A 20,852-nucleotide genomic window follows, 5' to 3' on the forward strand; every position below is an offset into this window, starting at 1 on the left:
CCAGTAAAAAGTATAAATTTTAATGAAAAGCATGTGTTTTTCATTAAAAAATAATGCACCAAAATAAAGCGCAGTGCTAGTCTATTTACAGCCCGACAAAGCCTAAAAAGAATCCGGGAAATCAATAGCCCTAATCTTTAGCGTTACGCACCGCATAATAAAAAATTTCCTTCAGGGATGGTGTTCGTATGGAAGATGAAAAAATAAAGTGTGCAAAAAAGTCCTGTCCATCATTCACCAAGTATATTGGGACGGAAGTCCTAGGTTTTCGCAACTTCAAGATGGATCAGGTGTTCATGTATCTGGCTGGCGTCACCCTGTTCTCGGTGGGCGCCAAGTTTTTCATAGTCAGTCGACTGGGAACTGATCCTTTAGATGTCCTGATCATTTCAATCAATAAAATACTCATCCTCGGAATGGGTGTTTGTTCGGGCATCGTTGCTATATTCTTTCTGCTGTGGTGGATGCTCTGGAACAAGAAATACCCTCCGATAAGTCCCTTTATTACAACTACGCTTACCGGCCTGCTAATAGACCTCTGGTCTGTGCTGGGGCTTGGAGAGTATTTGATTGCCAGAGTGGATGAGTACACGATATTAGCGATGGGACTGATCTTGTGTGCTTATTCATCCGCACTGATCATCATGAGCGGTATTGGTATCAGAATCATGGACCTCGTGGTGCTTACCATGGTTTCCAAATGGGCGTGGTCATTCACCAAGGCTAAAATGATCATTGAAGTTGGAATCTTTTCGACCGGGTGGCTTTTAGGTGGGCCGTTCGGTGTGGGAACGATTGCATTTTTGTTGGTCATAGGCCCTCTAATACAGCCGTTCATGAATATAAATACCAGGCGCTTTTCACTTAAGAATTATGGATTAACCAGCGCTTCTTCTGCCTACCCATAACGACGAGAGGTATTGCGGCCACCGTGGCTGTGGGATTATTTTGCCTCGACAATTTTAACCGGTGATGTTGACAGTAACTTCCGAGATGAGGAGTGAGTAATGGAAAATACAAAAAATAAAAACTGGACCTTGGAAAGCATGCCCGCAAAGCTGGAAGAAATACTTCCTGACGGTAGTGTAAAGTGTCATCTTTCCCCTCGAAACTGTGTCATCCAGGAAGGTAAGGTAGGTTTTTGCAAGGTGCGCGGAAACAGAGGGGGTCGGTTAGTTACATTGAATTATGGTAAAGGCGTTCACAGTACCGAAGAGACGATCGAAACCGAGGCGGTATTCCACTTTGCTCCCGGAGAGCGAATCCTTTCCTTAGGCAATATCGGCTGCATGCTTAACTGCGGCTACTGTCACAACTGGAAGACCTCCCAGGCCAAATATGTGACAGACAAAGACGTGTACTACTATACCCCTGAACAGGTGGTGGAAACTGCACTAAAGCATGGTATACGCGTCATCTCCTGGACTTATAACGACCCTGTTGTCTGGCATGAGTTCATCCTCGACACGGCAAAGCTGGCAAAGGAAGCGGGGTTGATCAACTTATATAAATCTGCATTTTTTATCAGTGAAGAAGCCATTGATGAACTATTGCCGGTCATTGATATATTCTCCATTTCGCTAAAATCCATTTCCCCTGAATACTACCGAAAAGTCACAACAGGCTGGGTAGAGCCCGTTCTGGCCGGCATCAAGAAAGTATACGATGCGGGTAAATATGTTGAAGTCAGCACTTTGATGGTGACCGACATCAGTGACGATGAGGATACCGCCAGGAAGATTAGCCAGTGGGTATTGGATGAACTGGGCCCGAATGTACCGCTCCACTTTGTAAGGTTTCACCCCGATTATAAAATGAGTAATAGCATCCGGACCCCCGTGGACAGACTCCTGAAGGCTCGAGACATCGCTCGGAGCATGGGGGTTGAGCATGTTTATCTGGGAAACGTGAATGATGTCGAGGGCACCAATACCAGTTGCAATAACTGTAACGCTCTACTCGTTACCCGCTACGGTTTGAATGCTGACATCATCGGACTGGATAGCAATGGTTGCTGTACTCAGTGTGGGCACGATGCACATTTCAAGTTACTTGGCGAACACAAAGTGAACATTCCTGTTGAACTGCAAGAGGATGCGTTGACCGCTTACGAGAAGCGAAAGTTCGAGTGGCATGGGGATATCGTATCGCTGCATGCCCAAGTGCTGAATACTGAAGGCTTTGAACAGACCGTCTACCTGCGGCGCAATTATACCGACGGGCTTAACAGTGATTGGAAATCACTGACATTGCGGCCGTACGAAAGCTATCGATTCATTGTCGCCAAGGCGCGAATTGATGAATCCGGCCCTGAGGTCTGGCTTCCCAAGGGAGTTAACTCAAATCTTCATGAAGTATTCGACAGGGCCCACTTCCCCACCGAGTCGATTGAAGAGATTGGTATTTCGCAAAATGACATCACACCGACAATTGGTTATGAAGGCAAGCAGAACATGTATGAGCAGATTATCAAACTGGTCAACAAGTCATGAATGTGTCTACTGAAATACTCCATATCAAGGTCGATGACCGAGAGGCCCATCCATCTGTGACGCCTATTTATCAGTGCAGCGCTTTTAGCGCTGACTCGGCGTTCTTCTACTCGAGAAAAGCCAATCCCAACGTGACTGAGCTGGAACAGGTTGTCGCTTCCTTGGAAGGCAGCGAATACGCCTTGGCCTACAGCACCGGAATGAGTGCCATCTACATGGTTTTGGAGCTGCTGAAACCGGGTGGGTCGCTGGTGATCAACAAATACATCTATGGCTGTTCTTATAAACTGTTTCAGCGATATGCTGCACGTATCGGTGCGCAGCTGACGATTCTGGATCTCACCACAGAAAGTGGGTTGGAAGCGTTGCCATCAAACGTGGATATGGTCATTTTCGAAACGCCGACCAATCCCTTCCTGAAAGATATTGATATTCATGCGGTCAGCAGGGCGGTTAAGCAAAACAACCCACAGGCCCTGGTAGTCGTTGATAACACTTGGGCCACTCCAATCTTTCAAAAACCTCTAAACTTTGGCGCCGACATTTCTCTGTACAGTGCAACGAAGTATTTCTCCGGGCATAGCGATGTCATGGGTGGCCTGGTGCTTATCAACAGTGAAATGATTTATAAGCGCCTGCTCGAAGGTCGTTTTTATTCAGGCTCAATATTAGCCCCTTATAGCGCATGGTTGCTTCGCAGAAGCATGCAGACGTTTAACCTACGCATGGAGAAACACAGTAATACTACCTCCAGCATGCTCAACTACCTGCAGGAACTGCCCTTTATTGAGCATGTTTATTATCCGCGAATCGATGGCAAACAATTGACCGGATATGGTGGCATTGTGTTTGTTGATATTCGGCCCGATCTGGTTCCCTTTTACAAAATCTTCACCAGCGCCCTCAAATGGTTTGGAACGGGCACGGGAATGGCCTGTGTCACGTCGATGGTTGCTCAACCCTTTAGTGGGAGCCATGCCTCAATGACTGAGCAGGAAAAAGCGGACATGGGAATTGAAAAGGGTTTGGTTCGATTGTGTTTTGGTTTAGAAGCCCTTGAGGATCTTAAAGAGGATCTGCTTCAAGCATTCGAAACCATGGAAAACATGGCGAATCGAGAACATGCACTTAAACCTGCGTAGTTGATGTTAATCATGAGCAACGAGCTTTCAACGGCTCGTTGCTTTTTTTATGGAGACGCGAAATTGTCCATTGCATTCGAAAAAACGATATTCGAAGACCCTACTCTGAACGTTATCCATCTTCTAAATTCCATTTCCAATGAAAATCCAGAGGCTATTTCTCTGGCTTCCGGTCGACCTGATGATGAGCAATGCGACCACTCCCTCATCGATAAGGGCCTGGCCAGCTATGCACGATACATCGCCGATACGGAACATTCACTTGCGACACACCTTTGCCAATATGGAAAAACCGCCGGGATTATCAATGAGATAATCGCCAAATACTTGCAGGTGGATGAAGGGATAAAAATTTTCACCCCTGAAAGTATTGTCGTGTGTATGGGGTTTCAAGAAGCTGCCACCTTGACACTGTTAGCCATTTTTGAAGGGGGCGGGGTTTTATTAGTGCCTGACCCTGTGTTTTCCGGGATAACCGGTATTGCGAAATTATTAAGAATAAAAATTGTACCCGTTCCCATGGACACCCTCCTCGATCCCTCTGCCCTGCGTAAGGTAGCTAAGGAGCTGGAGTCCAGAGGGGAAAAGATAAAAGCGCTGTACGCGATTTCAGATTTTAGTAACCCTACTGCTGACAGCCTTTCCTATGAAGACAGGAAGGCTATGCTCTCCTTGGCCAATGAAATTGACTTTTTAATCCTGGAGGACAATGCCTACAGCTACTTCAGGTACGAGGGAGATAAAATCCCTTCGATGAAGTCGATCGACAGTAGTCGAGTGTTCCTTCTTGGCTCTTTTGCAAAGTCGATTTTTCCGGGATTGCGTATGGGCTATATAGTCGCTCCGGAGGGCGCCGGGGTGATGTCCTTTAGCAGTAGATTATGCAAAGCCAAAAGCTTGATCACGGTCAATACACCTGCCCTGTGTCAAGCGGTTGTTGGAGGTTTGTTGATAGAGAACAATTACTCTTTAAAAAACCTGAACCAACCAAGAGTGTTGTCTTACACGAAAAAAAGAAACTGCATGATTGAATGCCTTGAACGTGAATTCCCGTTCAAGGATAATTCTCGAAGAACTGTCACCTGGAACCATCCGACTGGTGGTTTTTTCATCAATGTACAGTTGCCTTTCGCCTTTGAATATTCTGAAATGTGCGAGTGTGCCAGGAGTTTCAAGGTTATTGTATTTCCCACTTCCTTGTTTTCACTGACGAATGAGGCTGTTACTCAGGTCAGATTGTCGTTTAGTAATGCGACAGAATCAGAAATCCAACAAGCGATAGGCCGCCTCAGGGCGTACATTGAATTTAGAATGCAGTAAAGCATCCTCCCGTGGGCCTTGGGGATTGATGCCAAGGCGTGTTGATCAGTCAATGAGAAACAAGCCTTGTATGACTTTCCGCTCAGGTACCTGTGGCGAGTATAACGCCAGTGGCTACCTGATAGGCGCCCAGGATGCTTATGGTTGACCCGGAAAAATAGTTGATCAACCTAAGCTTTGATTGGGAGATCCGGGTCTTGAATATGGAGGAGAATCCGCTCAACCCCAGCCACCAGACAGCCGAGCCTAGAAATATACCGATCACCATAGGCAACACTGAGTGCTGACTGCTTTGATCATTGACCATGCCGTCACTCATGGCGGCAAATATCGCAATAAACGACAAGATGGTCATTGGGTTTGACAGTGTCAAAAACAGTGTAGTCGAGTAGGCTTTGAACATGTTGGCTCGCTCACCCGCCAGGGCTGTTGTGCTCCCTTTCGATCTTATTGTTTGATAACCAATGTACGCGAGGAACACTCCCCCGAAAATACACAACCATGGTTTGAAGCTAATGAGCGTCGCTATGATAGCTGTAATCCCCAGCGCACCGATAAATCCATAGATCGAATCAGCGGTAGCCGCCCCCAATCCTGTCGCGAAACCTGCTCTCCATCCCAGCATAAGGCTCCTCTGTATGCACAACAGCCCAATGGGCCCCACAGGGGCTGCAATACAAAGCCCAATGACCATTGACTTAACGAAAATCAACATAGATGCACCTCCGTAATTGATGCTGAAAGGTTAGGGGAAGTGCACTTTTTTATGAATTAATTATTAATCTTCACACAGGCTTTTCCGATAATTTTGCACGAAGTATTCTTGTTTTTCCTTCATTACTAAGGTGCAGCGGTGTCCTGGGCACCGGATACTCTCGATACCTATCCGGCACTGGAAGTCCGTCCGATGGACACTTGAAGTGGCTGGCGGATGCTGATCCGAAGACCTGAAATTAGCTTACGAGATGCTCGTGCTCAGCGTGATGTTGCGAGGGCGCTGGTCGCCAGGGGCATCGATCCGCGTGTCCATCGGCAGCTGGCAATCGATAGATCGGTTTCGTCTCTGAAGCATTGGCTGGTGCAGGATAGGTACCGAGAGAAATACGCGGTTGTTTATCGGGTTTGGCGTGTCGGACCGCGGTCTTGGTGAGAGCCATCGCACACGCCACGAGAAAGCCGATCTGCCGAACACCGGATTGATGTACTGGAGAATGTGCCCATGGGGCTGGATCTGAGTGTTTTCAGGGGGAACGCGGCAAAAGTCAAAGAAAGACTTTTCTCTGGACGAAAAAAATGGACCTCTTTTCAGAGATCCATTTTTTAATGCTTGGAGCGGGAAACGAGACTCGCATCTAGCGTCCGACCCATTGAAATCTAAGGGGTTTCTTTTCTTGCCGAAGCCGGAAAAGACTCAATTCTGGACTTGTTTTCGGGGTGTTTCAAGAGCGAAAAATGGGTAATTCTAAGCAAGGCTATTGGATTCTACCCATAGCCAATGGACGAATGATCATCAAGCTGGCAGTGTCATTTTCACAGGATCAATAGGGTATGAGCCCCCCCGAAAAGACGTCCCAACCTCCCACGCTCACCAGTCAACTCACAACCGACGAATATCGACCACCGCAGGCAACTCTTCGGGCTGGTAGACCATGAGCAGATGTTCTGGAGCCCTCTCCCGCTCAGGATCGATGGCCGCTCGGAAGGATTGGATTAAATACTTGGCGATAGGGGCGCGGACGTTAAAAACCGTTGCTGCAGTACCCCCCATGTATTCCTCACGGACCATACGGGCCTGCTCGGCCGACAGATCCCTGTGTGGCACCAGACGCACTGCAACTATCCTGTGCCAATCTACGTCTCGATCCAGCCCTGGGAGGTCGGCGTCTTCAGATGCACTTACCGCCGAAATTCGGCCAAGATTTAGGTCGCAGAATGCCTCGGCTTTCGAACAGTACGCCCGGATGTGCCACCGCGGTCCCGTTTGAATAAGCGAGTGCGGGCGAATTACTCGTTCATGTGCTTCAGGATTACTCATGGAGCGATAGAGCACTCTGATGCAGCGTCCTAACCGCATTGCACGGTGAACCTGAGCGAACAGCGGGTGCCGGATCGATGTGGCATCGACCTGAATGCTTTCAACCGCCACACCTGCGGATACTGCATCTAGGCTTCCAATCGCTCCGATGAGTCTCTGGTACTCATCGAAAGTGCCACGGGTGAGTGTAGGACGTAGGCTCCAAGAACCCACATAGCTCTTGCTACCACTATCGGGCTCGCAAGCATCCGGATACTCTGCCCGAAACCCCGCAATGTCCCGGCTGGCCAACGTCTCGTGGATGTTGAACAGGTCAAGCAGTCGGGAGCGCGAAACGCGCCCTTCCCAGAGGAGCAGAATCTCGATAGGGTTCGATCAATCTTCCTCAACTTACGCGAGGTCTCTGCCGGGAAGGCTCCCATTCTTGAAGCACTGTGTCAGGCGACCTGAATCGGCGTCATGGATCTGAGCACGGTCGCTTTACTCAACCGAATGAAGGGGATCTGGAATACATTGAGGAGTTGAGCCGAAAGCATTACCCCGGCGAGAGATTCACGCTAAGCGTGCCGCAGTATAGATTTCCCGCGCAGAGCCCGGCGACTCTTATGAGCATTCATAGGTTCTCAGCCTCCCGTCATGAACGGGGGTTCACCTTGATAACGCCACCGAAGGCCACTTTATGCTTGGGCTTGACCAACCGAATAGCCTTGTACTGACCATCCGCCGTTGTTTCAACGAGCATGCCGTCCATGACTTCCATCACAGTGAGTCCGGCAGCCAGCGCATTGATATAGCACCGTATTGATCGCGCCTTTCACCATGGCTGGAATTTTTTCTTCCAGCCGACTCACCAGTTCATCAACTAACGTTTGATTGACGCTCATAACGAGCTCCGCATCCTAGGCCAGCACGGAGCCAGCCATCGTGTTGTTGCTGCGTTCTGGGACAAGCACCGCCCCTTCCTTGGGACGCATACGAGACGTGTTTGACCGTCGATGCTACATCAAGCTTGTACGGAAATTACTACCAATGCCCCCCATAAAAGCCCGCCGTCTTCAGCAAGATCTAATGACTAAGGGGTGGCAGTTCCGGCCTCAGAGAAGCGAATTCCACGGGCACTGCTCGGTCATTTTGACTCAGCTTTTTCCCGCGATGATGACGACCCCAATCCGGTCTGCCAGATCTAGCACCGTGTCGAACACAGTCGAGTCTTCGGTCAAGCTGCGTGACGCCCCCTGCGGATGGAGCGCACCGTCAGGAATCCGGTCACCGAAGAGAACCACCGCACGTGCCGAATCATCTTGTCGCGATACCCAAGACAGCCCCTGCACATCCGGGCATTGACGGTGGATCGCCTGAGCCCATTTGCGCGTCGCAGGGTACTGATCTTTCTCAGTGTCGATCAATTGTTTGCGCGTGATGCCCAATTTGCGCAGGGGGACACTGGACAGATCAACCAGGTGCAGCGGTTGGCTAACCTGGACGGCTGAATGCACCTGCCCAGCCAACTTGCCTTTATCGAAGCTCTTGAAGCCAGCCGTGTGGGGGACGTCGTGGAAAACGGTCTCCATCAAGGCGCACTCGACTGTCGTGCCGCCATACAAGGTGGGAATCGCTCGCCCCTGATCATCCTGGATCGGGCTGAAGCGTGCATTGCCGTGCACACCGGGATTGAATTGATCGGGCTTATATTTATCCTGATGCACACGATGGAGCACGTCGCCTTTAGCAAGCACCGTGAAAGTAACGTGCAGTGTAGCCGCGGGAGCCGGGCTGAGGGCCGACGCCAAATCGGTGGCCGGTGTCGCCATGCTATCGCTGGACTCGGTAAGCTGCTTAGCCATGGACAATGCCCTGGATCTCATCCAGCGCGGCAGCAATCACCTGATCAGGCGCCGATGCCAGCAGGTCCTGGGGCCTTTTGCCGCCCAGAAAACTGTTATCTGAACGGAACCAGTAAGCCATACCCCAGCCGTCCTTGTGTCCAGCGAAAGTATCAATGACTTTGGCTAATGCCTTGAGCGGCCGATAGCCCGCGTCCGGATCCAAGCCGTAACCAGGGAAATAATCGACTCCCCCGTGATTGATGGCAAAAATCTGCCCCTGCTTTTTCCACTTGTTGGGCTGGGCACTTGGGTTGCGGGTACTCAGCTGGGCCACTTGCGCGATGTCCGCGGCGTTCAACCAGTCACCGCTTTCCAACACTGCCTTGCGGGCCTGGACCAGCATTGCCGCTTCCTTGAGCAGGCGAGGCGAAGGCGGCTTACGCGTCACAAACACCTCGGCCAGTCGCTCTAGCGACTTCGGGTCCTGACGCTCCTGTAGCACTTCGTACATCGAAGAAGCCACATTGGCGAAGTTTTCCGCCAACGCCTCAAATACATTGAGGTTGACCTGATCGAAAGACACGACCAGCACTCGATCCGCATGTGAGCGGCTCAAGCTAGCCCGCGCCTCCTTGGGCGTACCCACCAAAGTGGAGACGCCCGATTGCTCTGTAACGCTCATGGAAAATCTCCTCACCAGTTATCTACATTATCCAATCCTAGCATATCTTTGATAACCCTAGCTCTGACCTAACCCCCATTCGTCTGCATGTATAGATAGGTTTGAGGGGAGCGCGCCGTGCCGTCGATCAGCGCCGATGGCTCAGGGGCAAGAAGCTTAAAGACACGATCGACTTTCAGGTGTTGCGAGCGATCTCGCTCAAAACCTGCAATGCTGAATCGAAAGAGTTGGCATAACCCAATTCAGCACTGCTTGGATTCACAGCGCACCACGACGTCAAATCTTCCGGCGGGCCCGCCCCCTCCCCCCCCCTAGGACTGAAGACCTGCACCACATCGACCTAGAAAGGTGCTTTCCGGTCACGCTGATCGCGGGGAACCATACCCTTCGCGTCCAGCTCGTACACCGACGGATCCTCAATCAAGTTGCATAAAACCCCTGTGAAACAAGCGCCCCCTCAGAAGCACTCTCTCAAAACAACTTTTCGTAGCAGCGCACTGGCAAATGGGCGCATTGAGCAATACCCTGCCCGTACCGACCCAACGTTACGAGCTGAAACATGTCAGGGATTGCCATATTTGAAAGCCCACGTTGGCTACGAGATCTTCTCCGCTTTCTGCCGCTGAAGAGCCAATTCGTCTTGTCAGGCAACATCCGCGACCTGCAGGCCAGTGAAGTGGCGCCCGGCACGGTGACCGCACAGAGCTTCAACCAAACCCTCTGTAATGCCCTGCTCGATGCCGGCTACGCCCAGATCATCGCCTGGGATCCGGTGGCCGGTTTCCGTGCAGTCGGCAAACCTGGCTCCGACCCTGAGGCCGGCCAGACGTTGCTGCAGGAACTTGGCCTGACTCCGGTAAATGGCGCAGCACCCGCAGGTATCGACCTGCTGGGCGCCACCCTGCCGCGGCTGGTGGGTCGTGCTGGCGAACCTGTCGCACTGATCATTGATTTTGCCTCACGGCTGGTGGTTCGCAACGACTCCCTCAGTGCGACTGAACACCAGCTCTTCACCCAGGCCCTGGTGCAATCCCATCAGGCTCGCAGCCGTCCGGCCACGGAGCAGCGCAAACCGTTCTTCAATACCCTACTGTGGCTGGTGGAAAAAGAAGGTGATTTGCCCGACTGGTTGTTGGTCGATAACCCCCGCCTGCGCCACATTCCCGTGTCCAAACCCGATCAACTGGCCCGCCGCGCATTGGCGCCGGCGCTGCTCAAAGGGCTCAGTGGCAGCCAGGGCGCTAGCGAAGAGATCATGAATCAAGCCGTGGATGCCTTCGTACAGAACACCGAAGGATTGCTACTGCTCGATCTCAGTGCCATTGCGCAACTGGCGCGGGTCGAGGGCGTATCCATGCCGCAGATTGCAGACGCAGTGCGCCGCTACAAGATCGGTGTCACCGAGGATCCGTGGCTGAAGATCGACCGTCAGCGTATCCGGCATGCGGACGCGCTCGTCCACCAGCGGGTCAAAGGCCAGGAACATGCAGTGACGCACATGCTCGACATCGTCAAGCGCGCGATGACAGGCGTCGGCGCCAGTCGCAAGGGTAACCGGCCCCGGGGCGTAGCCTTTCTTGCTGGACCGACCGGCGTGGGCAAGACCGAACTCGCCAAAACGATTACAAGCCTGCTGTTCGGCGACGAAAGTGCATACATCCGCTTCGACATGTCGGAGTTCAGCGCCGAACATGCCGATCAACGCCTTATCGGCGCACCGCCCGGCTACGTCGGCTATGACGTCGGCGGCGAGCTGACCAATGCCATCCGCGAGAAGCCATTCAGCGTGGTGCTCTTCGATGAAATCGAAAAAGCCCACCCGCGAATCCTCGACAAGTTTCTGCAGATCCTCGATGACGGCGTGCTGACTTCAGGACGCGGTGATCGGGTGTATTTTTCAGAGGCCCTGATCGTATTCACCTCCAACCTGGGCATCTATCGCCAGGGCGACAATGGCGAACGTGTCGCCAACGTCCTGCCGGGCGAAGCCTTCGAGCAGGTCCAGGACAAGGTGCACAGCGAGATCGACCGCTATTTCAAGCTAGTGCTCAACCGACCGGAAATCCTCAATCGAATCGGCGAGAACATCATCGTCTTCGACTTCATCCGCGAAGACGTTGCCGTGCAAATCTTCGAACAGATGGTTAACGCCACCTTCGACGACCTGCAGGGACAGAACCTGTTTATCGAATTGGCCCCCCAGGCGCGCCAGACCCTGCACGACCTCTGCCTGCAGGACCTGTCCAACGGTGGCCGGGGCATCCGCAACCAGTTAGAGGCACGCCTGCTCAATCCCCTGTCCCGGGCGCTGTTCGATCAGGACGCGCAACCGGGCGAGCACTTCACGATCACCGAGTTGGACATCACCGGACTGAAGATGGAACGTCGCTGAACATGGACCTTAGCCTGTCGCGCATGCATTTTCCGGTCACTACCCTCGGGCCGGGGCGACGTATTGGTATCTGGTTCCAGGGCTGCAGCATCCGCTGTCCAGGCTGCATTTCTGCCGATACCTGGGGCCCCGGGCACCGACGTTTGTCGCTGGAGCAACTGCTTGAACAGATAACCCCTTGGCTGCACGAGGCCGAAGGAATCACCATTTCCGGAGGGGAACCGTTCGACCAGTTCGACGCCCTGCGATCGCTGCTCGAAGGCCTGCGTCGGTTCAGCGAGCTCGACATCCTGGTCTACAGTGGCTACTCCCTGGAGCAACTCGACGAGCCGTTGCTACAGACCAAGGGCTTGATAGATGCCTTGATCAGCGATCCCTATATCGAAGCACTCAGTCAGACCATGGCCTTGCGCGGCAGTGACAATCAACGCGTGAGCCTGCTCACGCCACTGGGCCGGGCACGCCTGGGTCATTACGAACGTCTGCTCGAACCCACCGACAAGGCGCTCGACTTGATGTTTGACGAAAATGGCAGCGTCTGGATGGCCGGCATCCCGCGACGTGACGACCTATTGCACTTACGCGATCTGCTGCATGAACAAGGCCATCATTTACAGATCAGCGCACACGCGTCGCGACGCCGCTGAGTGGAGCACACCCCATGATACGTTTTTGCCCCAACTGCAAAACCGAGCGCGCCCTCCAGGAAATGTTCTGCGAAGGGCTCATTGAGCACCAACCCTGTGGTTGGGACCTCGCTGGCGAACCCATTCATGCCGCCGGTTGGCGGCCGCAAGCCGTCGTCACTGAGGAAACCCTCCCGCCGGTCAGTCCGACTCAGGGGAATCCCCCTGACCTGCTCTGCGAAAATGGTCACCCGATGGTCGATGGCGACCTGATGTGCCTTGAATGTGGCAGCTCACCTGCGCAAGCAACGTCCTACGACGCACAGCCAGACAGCAGCGAACCAGAGGGCACCCCCCAGACCCTGATCGATCGTTGGCGCCTGATCCGTCAGATCAGCAGCACCGACGGCATGCGAGAACGATACCTCGCCAAGCACGAGGAAACAGCGCAACAGGCGGTCCTGACCCTGTATCGACCCGGCGCCGAACCGGACCCGGCGATCTATGATGTGATCCGCCGACTGCCACGCGAGCACGTACCCGAAATCATTGCCACCGGCCGCTGGGATGACCGTGCCTATGAGGTCATTGAAGAACTCACCGGCGGGACCCTGGCAGAACTTGGCAGCGTGATCCGCGACAGCGACAGCGTGCACCATGTGGTCAACGAACTGGGCGTAGCGCTGCATGCTTTCAATGAGGCCGGCCTGCGCCATCGTGACCTGCGCCCAGCCAGCCTGCTGGTACGTTCCCGCCAACCGCTGGACCTGGTTATCAGCGGCTTCGGCTCGGCACGCCTGTCTGAGTTCGACCTGGACATCGTGTCGCCACTGGAAACCAGCCGCTACATGGCGCCCGAAGCCATCGCAGGCGGCGTTGCGGCTGCCTCGGACTGGTGGAGCCTGGGCATGATCCTGCTCGAGCAACTGACCCAGGGCGCCTGCTTCGACGGCATCAATGCCAATGCATTTCTTATTCACGTACTGGCTAACGGAGTACCGATCCCCGACGACCTCGATCCGCGTCTGAACCTGCTGCTGCGAGGTCTGCTGGCACGCGACCGTCATCAGCGCTGGCAATGGCTGCAGGTCGAAGGCTGGCTCAACGGTGTTACGGTCGAGGCTCCAGCCTCTTCCGTCCAGCAAACGGACGATGGTGAAGGCGCCACCCTACTGCTGGGCGATCGCCGCTTCCACAAGCCCGGCGTATTCGCCCTGGCGGCAGCCCAGGCGGATAACTGGCAACAAGCTCTGGACCATTTGCTGCGCGGTGTGATCGTGACGTGGGCCGAGCAGGCCGGTCTCGCCCCTTCTCTGGTCGCCGGCTTGCGTCAGGTCGTTCAGCACGAGGGGATTGAGGACGACTTCCGTCTAATGCTGGCGCTGAGAATCCTCAATCCGGAAATCCCGTTGATTCATCGTGGCGACATCGTCACACCAGGATGGCTACTGGAGCACCCACTGGAAGGCTATCGCCTGATCAGCGGGTCGGTCCCGGACCTGCTGGAGCAATTGCAGACCGACAACTGGCTGTCGCGTCTCAAATCCCGCGCCGAAAACGTACGTCAGCGTGCCCTGCACCAACACATCGAATTGGTCGAAGAGCAACTGCGGATATTCCTGCTGTCGACCTCGCGAGCCAAGCTGTCCACGCAATGGCAAGAGCGCCAACGCCTGTTTCCAGACACCGACCATCCGGGACTGGGCTCTCTGTCGGAGCGTCGGGTGATCGCCGAAGAAGACCTGATCGTGCTGCTCAGCGCGGCGATCAGTCAGTTCCGTTCGGGGGCTTCGATTGTAGAGGCCGCCGCCGAGCTGGCCAGGGCTGCCGATGTTGGTTGGTTCGACTCCGAAGCGGCGACCCAACTGCTGTTGCATTCGCGACTTGAGCTGTACCGCAGTGTCGATGAGCGCATCCAAGGCTTTGCACGTTGTGGCGTGCCGGTAGTAGACGAGTGGGCCGAGCAGTTCCGTCTGGAGCGACGTATGCCGTTGGCCCAGGCACTGGTGTTGCTGGCCATCCCGTCCAGTCATTGGCTGGAACCACAGAAACAGCAGTACGTCTCACAGATCCTCGACTTCTTTGAGAAGAAGGTGGTGACCGCAGTGATGCGCGGACCACTGGTGCGTATGAGCATCGGCAAGACCACCGCACGGGTCGACATCAGTGAACTGAACAGCGAGCGCAGTCCGGCGGCGGCTTTGCTAGATCACCTGTTGCAACGTAATGCCCGGGCAGTGAACCTTGACCCAGAGAGTTTTCAGCTCAACGGCCAGCTGGAATCGCGCCTGCATGCCCTGTACCGGCAAAGCGCGCTGTACAAACGCGACACCGGCATCGACGGCCTGTACCTGGGCTTCCCTTTCCTGCTCAATCGCGACCCTCGCGGCACCACGCGTACGCGGATTATCCCACTGCTGCTGTGGCCAGTGAAGCTGCTGCTGGAGCTGGGCTCTCGTGGTCACGCCGCCTTGGCGTTCGACAGTGAGCGTGAGGAAGTGCGGCTCAACCCCGCGCTGGAAAGCGTGCTCGGTGCCGAAACCTGCAAACGCTGGCGCAAGACCGCCGATGAACTGCTGGGCCGCTCGTCAATTCGTGCGGCGGATGTGATGGACGCCTTCGGCATGCTCGCCACCATTCGCTCACGCACCCTTGGCAACCTGCCCGCCAGCACCGTGGAGATCGCGCCCTACCAAGACGAGCTGGACTGCGCGGCGGTGCTGTTTCACGTGACCTTCATGGGGCAAGCCATCGGTGAAGACCTGCGCCAACTGAAAACCCTGTCTCCCGCCGGTACCGGCCTGGAAACGGCGTTGCGCCTCAAGACTGCCGACGAAACCGGCCACGAGACACCGCCAGGCGAGCTGCAACGCTACTTCACCGTGGCCAGCGATCCCTCCCAGGAAGCGGCCGTGATCCAGGCCCGACAAAGCCCGGGACTGCTGGTCGAGGGACCGCCCGGAACCGGCAAGAGCCAGACCATCGTCAATATGGTCGCTGACGCCATCGGCCGCCAGCGCAGCTTGCTCATCGTCTGTCAGAAGCATGCGGCGCTTGAAGTGGTGTACAAACGCCTGGTCGCCGAAGGCCTTGGCCAACGCATCGTCATGCTCAATGACGTCAACCGCGACCGAGAGCCCGTCATCCGCGGTATTCGAGAACAACTGGAAAGCCTGTTCACGAACGGCAGCCAGGCGCAGGGCTGGCAGCGCCAGCGCGAACAGGTCGCGGCTCGCATCGAGGCCCTGGAGGGTGAGCTCGACCGCTTCCACCAGAGCCTGCATCGCCTGGATGAAAATACCGGCCTCAGTTATCGCAGGCTGCTCGGCGAGCTGATTGAATTGGAATCCGGCCCTGCCCCGCTTGAGTTTCCGGCCCTGCGCCAACGCCTGGCCTCCCTGGAGCTCGCTAGCCTGACCCGCTTGGAAGAAAGCTGCGCCCCTCTGATTCGCCTGTGGTTACCCGCACGCTACGAAGGCAGTCCATTGGCCCAGTTGCAGTCGTTCGCCGCCGACCGGGCGACTTTGCAGGCCTTCACCGACAATCTGCAAAGTTTCACCCAAGCCGAACACAACCGTCAGGCCACGCTGCAAGCACACCCTGCCAGCTTCGAAATCGACGACCCAGCGCCGTACCGTAACTGGATAGCGGCCCATGTCGCAGCTCTACTCGACCTGGAGCAAGAGCAACGTCTGCGCCTTGCGCGGTGGCTACCGCTTTTCCGCAGCCGCGAAGCGGGCCAACCCCCACGGGGAGAGTCTATTCTCGGCGAACTACAGCAACTGGATCAGCAACTCGGCCAACTGGATCAGGACCACTACGCGCCCGCCTTATCACCGGCCCTCTGCCTGCTCGAAAACAAGGCCCTCAGGCATCTGGATCAAGACTGTACCAAGGTTATGGCTGCCCGATCCTGGTTGGCGAACATCAATCCGCTGCATCTGCTGCGGCGCAAGCGACTGCGCAACTTCCTTCAGGGCCAGGGGGAAAGCCGTGTTATTGAAGCACTACCAGCCCTACAGGCAGCCATCCGCCTTGAAAGCCAGTGGCGACCATTGCGCGCCGAGCTGAGTACCCTGCGTCAGGCGTTGGAGCTGGAAACGGTGAGCAGGCAAGCCTGCCTGGAATTAATCAGCTTCGTGAAGAGTGACATCCGCCACCTCCTGGAAATTCAGGCACTGGCCCTGGCCTTGGCGCAATCGCCCCGCGACCGGCAGGCAGACGAGGCCGCCCTCGCAGGCGACAAGCAACATCTCGAGGCGCTGCTCAGCGATCTCGATGCTTCGCTGATGCGCCATGGCGTTCGCCAATCCAGCCTCGAGCAACTCAAGGTACTCGGCGATTGGCTGGGCGAAGAACTGGTGCAGCAACTGCAGCACGCCATCGAGCACAATCTGAGCAATCAACTGCCTCTTGATCGGGTGCATGAAGCTCTGCCCTTCCTGGCCGCCTACCAGACATTCCGCGGGCGCGCCGCTCAGTTGACAGCCGCCGACCTCGAGCTGCTCGCATTGCTACGCCAACGCCAGGGAGAGTTGGACAACATTGCGCCCGAGCAGCTTGAAGCCTCGGTGCGGCGCCTGCTCAACCGCGAAGCTCGCCTGGGTTGGAAACACCGCGTCGAGCAAACCAATCCCGAACTGCTGTTCAGCCAGGACGAAGCCCGCGCCAAAGTCGCCAGCCTCGCGCAAGCCGATGCGCAGATGCGGTTGCTCAATCGCGAGCTGCTGGCCAAAGCCATCAACCTTGATCACCTGGGTAATCGCAAACAATGGGAGGATGTCACTCGCCTGACTGGCAAACGCTCGCGGCGCCTGCGTGAATTCATCGAACTGGGCAGTAACCTCGGCTTGATGAGCCTGCGTCCGGTGTGGCTGATGAACCCGGACGTCGCCAGTCGTGTACTGCCACTTAAGGCAGGCCTATTCGATACTGTCATCTATGACGAAGCCTCGCAGATGCCGGTTGAATTCGCCCTGCCGACCCTGTTCCGCGGCCAGGTCACTGTTGTCAGCGGCGATGAGAAGCAAATGCCCCCGACGGCATTCTTTTCCAGTCGTATCGAAAGCGACGAAGCCGAAGTGTTCGACGGCGACACTCCTGATGAAGACGCGGATGAGGAACAGCGCGAAGCGTTCGAAGATACATGGAACCGTCGTGAGATCAAGGATTGCCCCGACCTGCTGCAACTGGCGCGCAACGCCCTGCCCAGCACCACATTGCAGATCCATTACCGTTCGGCCTACCGTGAACTGATCGGCTTTTCCAACGCCTCATTCTATGGCAATCGCCTGAACGTTCCGGTCCGTCACCCGCAGGCGAACATCCAGCGCATTAAGCCGCTGGAGCTGATCCAGGTCGGTGGGCTGTATCAGAACCAGAGTAACGCCCAGGAAGCCGAACGGGTCGTCGAGTACCTGAGCGAATTGTGGCAGGAGCCCTACGACCAGCGCCCTTCGGTGGGTGTCGTCACCTTCAACCGCAAGCAGGCCGACCTCATCGAGGAGCACTTGGAGCAGCGTGCAGAACAAGATGAACTGTTCCGTGCCGCCTACGCCCAGGAACGCGAGCGCAGCGAAGACGGCGAGGACATGTCGGTGTTCGTCAAGAACGTGGAGAACGTGCAGGGGGATGAACGCGACATCATCGTCTTCTCCTCCACCTTCGGTCGCAACAGCCAAGGCACATTCCGCCGTAGCTTCGGCGTACTGGGGCAGACGGGGGGCGAACGACGCCTGAACGTGGCGGTGACCCGCGCGCGGCGCAAGGTGGTGATGATCACGTCGATGCCAATCGCCGATATCTCCGACATGCTCAACACGCACCGTGCCCCCAACAGCCCGCGAGACTATCTGCAAGGCTATCTGGAATATGCTCGCGCGCTCTCCTCGGGCGAGTTCAGCAACAGCACCAAGTTGCTGGAGCGCCTGCAGACCGACCGCAGCAGCAGACAGCATCGTGAGCAAGGTCAGCAAAGTGATGGCTTTGTCAGGCTGGTCGGTGAATTCATTCATTCCCTGGGATGGCAGGCCGCTCCCGCCAGTGAAGGCGACGCTTTCGGGCTCGATTTCGCCATCGAGAATCCAGGCACGGGCCTGTATGCCATTGGCATCGAGTGCGATGCGCCTTGCCACAATCTGCTGGAACGTGCCCGCGCCCGGGAAATTTGGCGCCCATCCGTGCTGCACCGCGCCATCCCGCACATCCATCGTGTGTCATCGCAAGCCTGGTATCACAACGGCGATAGCGAGCGATCAAGGCTGCGTGAAGCAATCGAACACGCCATGAAGGTTGAGCAGCCACTGCAACCCAATCCTGTTTTAGTTGATACGGAAATCTGCCAATGAGTGGTCCCAAGGTCGTTCGCATTGTTACCCGCGAAGAAATCATCGCCATCTGTGAGGGCCACCTGCAACGTCTGGAGCGCGCCGTGGAGCGCTGGCAGACACAAGCTACGAGGCTTGGCGAACTCAGCGAACAGGAACGCTCCGCCACCCTGGAGCGACACGCTCGCCTTCGCGCTCTGCTGGCAGAAGACCGATTAGCGGAACTGCAGAAGGCCGTGCCAGTGGAGATCGAGCACCTGCGCCGTGACTTGGAGGACCGCGAAGAACGCGCGATCATTCGCGCTGCCGGGCGACGCCAACGCGACCGACGCGTCCAGGAAAACGCAGAAACCCTGCTTAACGCTTTGCAAGCCAACCCCGAAAGCGTCGATCAGGCCTTGCTGGAGTCCCTCTCACGATTGGCCAGCGGTGCCAGTCGGGAAGATGCCGAACGTCTACTGGCCGAGGGTTTCGCCCACTTGAGCAAGGCAAGCGAGAAGCCACCCCTCAGCGATACCCAACGCGCCCTGGCGCAGCAACTCAAGGTCGACGAACCCGAGGTTTCCCTGCACGAATGGATTGCGGCCCGGGAACCGGATGCAACGCGCGACGTACGGCTGCTACGCATTGACCGCCACATAGTGGAGCTGCAACTGCTGCATGGCGCTGAGCGTACCTCGCCGTTCCTCCTGGCACTGGAAAGAGCTGAAACGGAAACCGATGCCAAGCGGCGCAACCTGCTGCTCGACAGCCTAGTACTCGACCTCGCCGCGTCCACCCGAAACTTCCGACACCAACGCGAGTGTCTCGAACAACTGCAGAATCTGGCCAGCGAAGTCAAAACCTACACAGGCATCGAACACGCGACCTTGCTCGGTCATATTGGCGCTTGTACAACCGACACCGAACTCTCGGTAACGACCGGACTGATCGAGCAGTGCAAAACGCTTATCGCTTCTCACTTACAGGACCAGGCCGCCCTCGCCCGCCGCGAAGCCGTGCTCAACGGCTTGTCCAGCCTCGGCTACGAAGTGCGCGAAAGCATGGCGACTGCCTGGGCAGAAAACGGCAAGGTCGTGCTGCGCAAAGCCGCTACCCCCGGCTACGGAGTGGAAGTAGGTGGCAAAGCCGACAATGGCCGTCTGCAGGTTCGCGCCATAGCCCTCAGCAGCGATCGCGACAAGGCGCGGGATCGCGACATTGAAACCATCTGGTGCGGCGAATTCCAGCGGCTGCAGGCCTTATTGAAAGACAAAGGCAGCGAGTTACTAATCGAGCGTGCGCTTTCGGTAGGTGAAGTCCCACTTAAAGAAACGAATATTTCCGAGCCGGGCGTAGAAACAATCGCTGCTCAACAAAAGACACTTCATTAGCGAACCACTCACTCTCATCCCACCACAAGCTATTGCCAAGCCGTGCTACCGAGTGCTCTCTACAGCTACTCGGAGAAGCAACCATAAAGCCGCTGTTGTGGAGGGCCGCTCCGGATCGAGGCCTCTGTTTTTTAAATGCCACCTCGATCCAGGGCAATGGTGTCCTCAGCGGCATTACCTCAAAACTATTTCTGACCTATTCGAGTTGGTAATTCAACCAAATATGGTGCGTGCCATCGGTGTCGATTTTGATCCCTCCTGATCCCGATATCCCTCTCAAATCACCTGTACCACTGCCTCCGACTATGCAGAAAAATTCATCTGCCCGATCAGTGCCGGTTGTGGAGGCAGAGTGGATGAAATTGAAGGCGCCTTCTTTTCCATTCACCGCACCTTTGAAGCTCTCAATTGCGATGTAACTGCCCGTCCTGGTCGTCTGGTCGAACGCCGCAGTAAAAACTGTTGAGGAAACACCGTCGATAGCACCCGAGTAGCATTTCTCCATGGTGCTGATAGACACTGGCAAGAAGGTAGTAATCTCGGGGGTTGGGCTCAGGCCTGTTGGTTTGAAATTCTTAGTAGAAAAAGTGGCTAACGCTTCCATTCACATCCGCCTCTATCCAAATGAGTGAGGTTCT

Annotated in this window: 15 protein-coding genes and 1 pseudogene; 9 read left to right on the forward strand and 7 right to left on the reverse strand. The window is 55.5% G+C overall.

Features of this window, described 5'->3' with window-relative positions; all coding sequences use genetic code 11:
* Window positions 1–188: 188 nt before the first annotated feature.
* From AB7M22_RS13910 to AB7M22_RS13925, 4 genes are all read left to right on the forward strand, one after another.
* Entirely contained in the window at window positions 189–908 is a 720-nt protein-coding gene (locus tag AB7M22_RS13910) for a YczE/YyaS/YitT family protein (protein WP_454186734.1), read from the forward strand.
* Window positions 909–1,007: 99 nt separating this feature from the next.
* Entirely contained in the window at window positions 1,008–2,492 is a 1,485-nt protein-coding gene (amrS, locus tag AB7M22_RS13915) for an AmmeMemoRadiSam system radical SAM enzyme (RefSeq protein WP_007896262.1), read from the forward strand.
* A complete protein-coding gene (locus tag AB7M22_RS13920; RefSeq protein ID WP_454186735.1) occupies window positions 2,489–3,634 on the forward strand; it encodes a trans-sulfuration enzyme family protein in 1,146 nt (381 codons plus the stop codon). Before amrS ends, AB7M22_RS13920 begins: the two co-directional genes overlap by 4 nt.
* Window positions 3,635–3,697: 63 nt before the next feature.
* Window positions 3,698–4,954: an aminotransferase-like domain-containing protein gene (locus AB7M22_RS13925; RefSeq protein ID WP_454188811.1), complete on the forward strand. Its 1,257-nt coding sequence runs from the start codon at window positions 3,698–3,700 to the stop codon at window positions 4,952–4,954.
* An 82-nt stretch (window positions 4,955–5,036) separates the two neighbouring features.
* Here AB7M22_RS13925 and AB7M22_RS13930 read toward each other — a convergent pair whose 3' ends face one another.
* Window positions 5,037–5,669: a LysE family translocator gene (locus AB7M22_RS13930; RefSeq protein ID WP_454186736.1), complete on the reverse strand. Its 633-nt coding sequence runs from the start codon at window positions 5,667–5,669 to the stop codon at window positions 5,037–5,039.
* A 216-nt stretch (window positions 5,670–5,885) separates the two neighbouring features.
* On the opposite strand from AB7M22_RS13930, the gene AB7M22_RS13935 reads away from it, so the two are divergent.
* Complete coding sequence (locus AB7M22_RS13935; RefSeq protein WP_454186737.1) at window positions 5,886–6,104, forward strand: integrase arm-type DNA-binding domain-containing protein; 219 nt, start codon at window positions 5,886–5,888, stop codon at window positions 6,102–6,104.
* Window positions 6,105–6,551: 447 nt separating this feature from the next.
* Here AB7M22_RS13935 and AB7M22_RS13940 read toward each other — a convergent pair whose 3' ends face one another.
* The 5 genes and pseudogenes from AB7M22_RS13940 to AB7M22_RS13960 form a co-directional block, all read right to left on the reverse strand.
* Window positions 6,552–6,785, reverse strand: coding sequence for a hypothetical protein (locus AB7M22_RS13940; RefSeq protein WP_323568958.1), 234 nt, complete (start codon window positions 6,783–6,785; stop codon window positions 6,552–6,554).
* A gap of 78 nt (window positions 6,786–6,863) precedes the next feature.
* Window positions 6,864–7,202, reverse strand: a pseudogene (locus AB7M22_RS13945) (WYL domain-containing protein); the annotation flags it as partial.
* Window positions 7,203–7,623: 421 nt separating this feature from the next.
* A complete protein-coding gene (locus AB7M22_RS13950; protein WP_454186738.1) occupies window positions 7,624–7,749 on the reverse strand; it encodes a hypothetical protein in 126 nt (41 codons plus the stop codon).
* Between the two features lie 376 nt (window positions 7,750–8,125).
* Window positions 8,126–8,833, reverse strand: a complete 708-nt coding sequence (locus AB7M22_RS13955) for an RES family NAD+ phosphorylase (protein ID WP_454186739.1) — start codon at window positions 8,831–8,833, stop codon at window positions 8,126–8,128.
* Window positions 8,826–9,398, reverse strand: coding sequence for a hypothetical protein (locus tag AB7M22_RS13960; protein WP_454186740.1), 573 nt, complete (start codon window positions 9,396–9,398; stop codon window positions 8,826–8,828). The genes AB7M22_RS13955 and AB7M22_RS13960 overlap by 8 nt, the downstream gene beginning before the upstream one ends.
* 658 nt (window positions 9,399–10,056) lie before the next feature.
* Here AB7M22_RS13960 and AB7M22_RS13965 point away from each other — a divergent pair.
* The 4 genes from AB7M22_RS13965 to AB7M22_RS13980 are packed head-to-tail and all read left to right on the forward strand — an operon-like array spanning window position 10,057 to window position 20,214.
* Window positions 10,057–11,889, forward strand: coding sequence for an AAA family ATPase (locus AB7M22_RS13965; RefSeq protein WP_454186741.1), 1,833 nt, complete (start codon window positions 10,057–10,059; stop codon window positions 11,887–11,889).
* A 2-nt stretch (window positions 11,890–11,891) separates the two neighbouring features.
* Window positions 11,892–12,536, forward strand: a complete 645-nt coding sequence (locus AB7M22_RS13970) for a 4Fe-4S single cluster domain-containing protein (RefSeq protein WP_454186742.1) — start codon at window positions 11,892–11,894, stop codon at window positions 12,534–12,536.
* Between the two features lie 14 nt (window positions 12,537–12,550).
* Complete coding sequence (locus AB7M22_RS13975) at window positions 12,551–18,862, forward strand: AAA domain-containing protein (RefSeq protein ID WP_454186743.1); 6,312 nt, start codon at window positions 12,551–12,553, stop codon at window positions 18,860–18,862.
* A complete protein-coding gene (locus tag AB7M22_RS13980) occupies window positions 18,859–20,214 on the forward strand; it encodes a hypothetical protein (RefSeq protein ID WP_454186744.1) in 1,356 nt (451 codons plus the stop codon). The genes AB7M22_RS13975 and AB7M22_RS13980 overlap by 4 nt, the downstream gene beginning before the upstream one ends.
* Window positions 20,215–20,410: 196 nt before the next feature.
* On the opposite strand, the gene AB7M22_RS13985 is transcribed toward AB7M22_RS13980, so the two are convergent.
* Entirely contained in the window at window positions 20,411–20,818 is a 408-nt protein-coding gene (locus tag AB7M22_RS13985; RefSeq protein ID WP_134660731.1) for a DUF3224 domain-containing protein, read from the reverse strand.
* Between the last annotated feature and the right edge of the window lie 34 nt (window positions 20,819–20,852).

The sequence above is a fragment of the Pseudomonas sp. ADAK2 TE3594 genome, assembly GCF_053628675.1.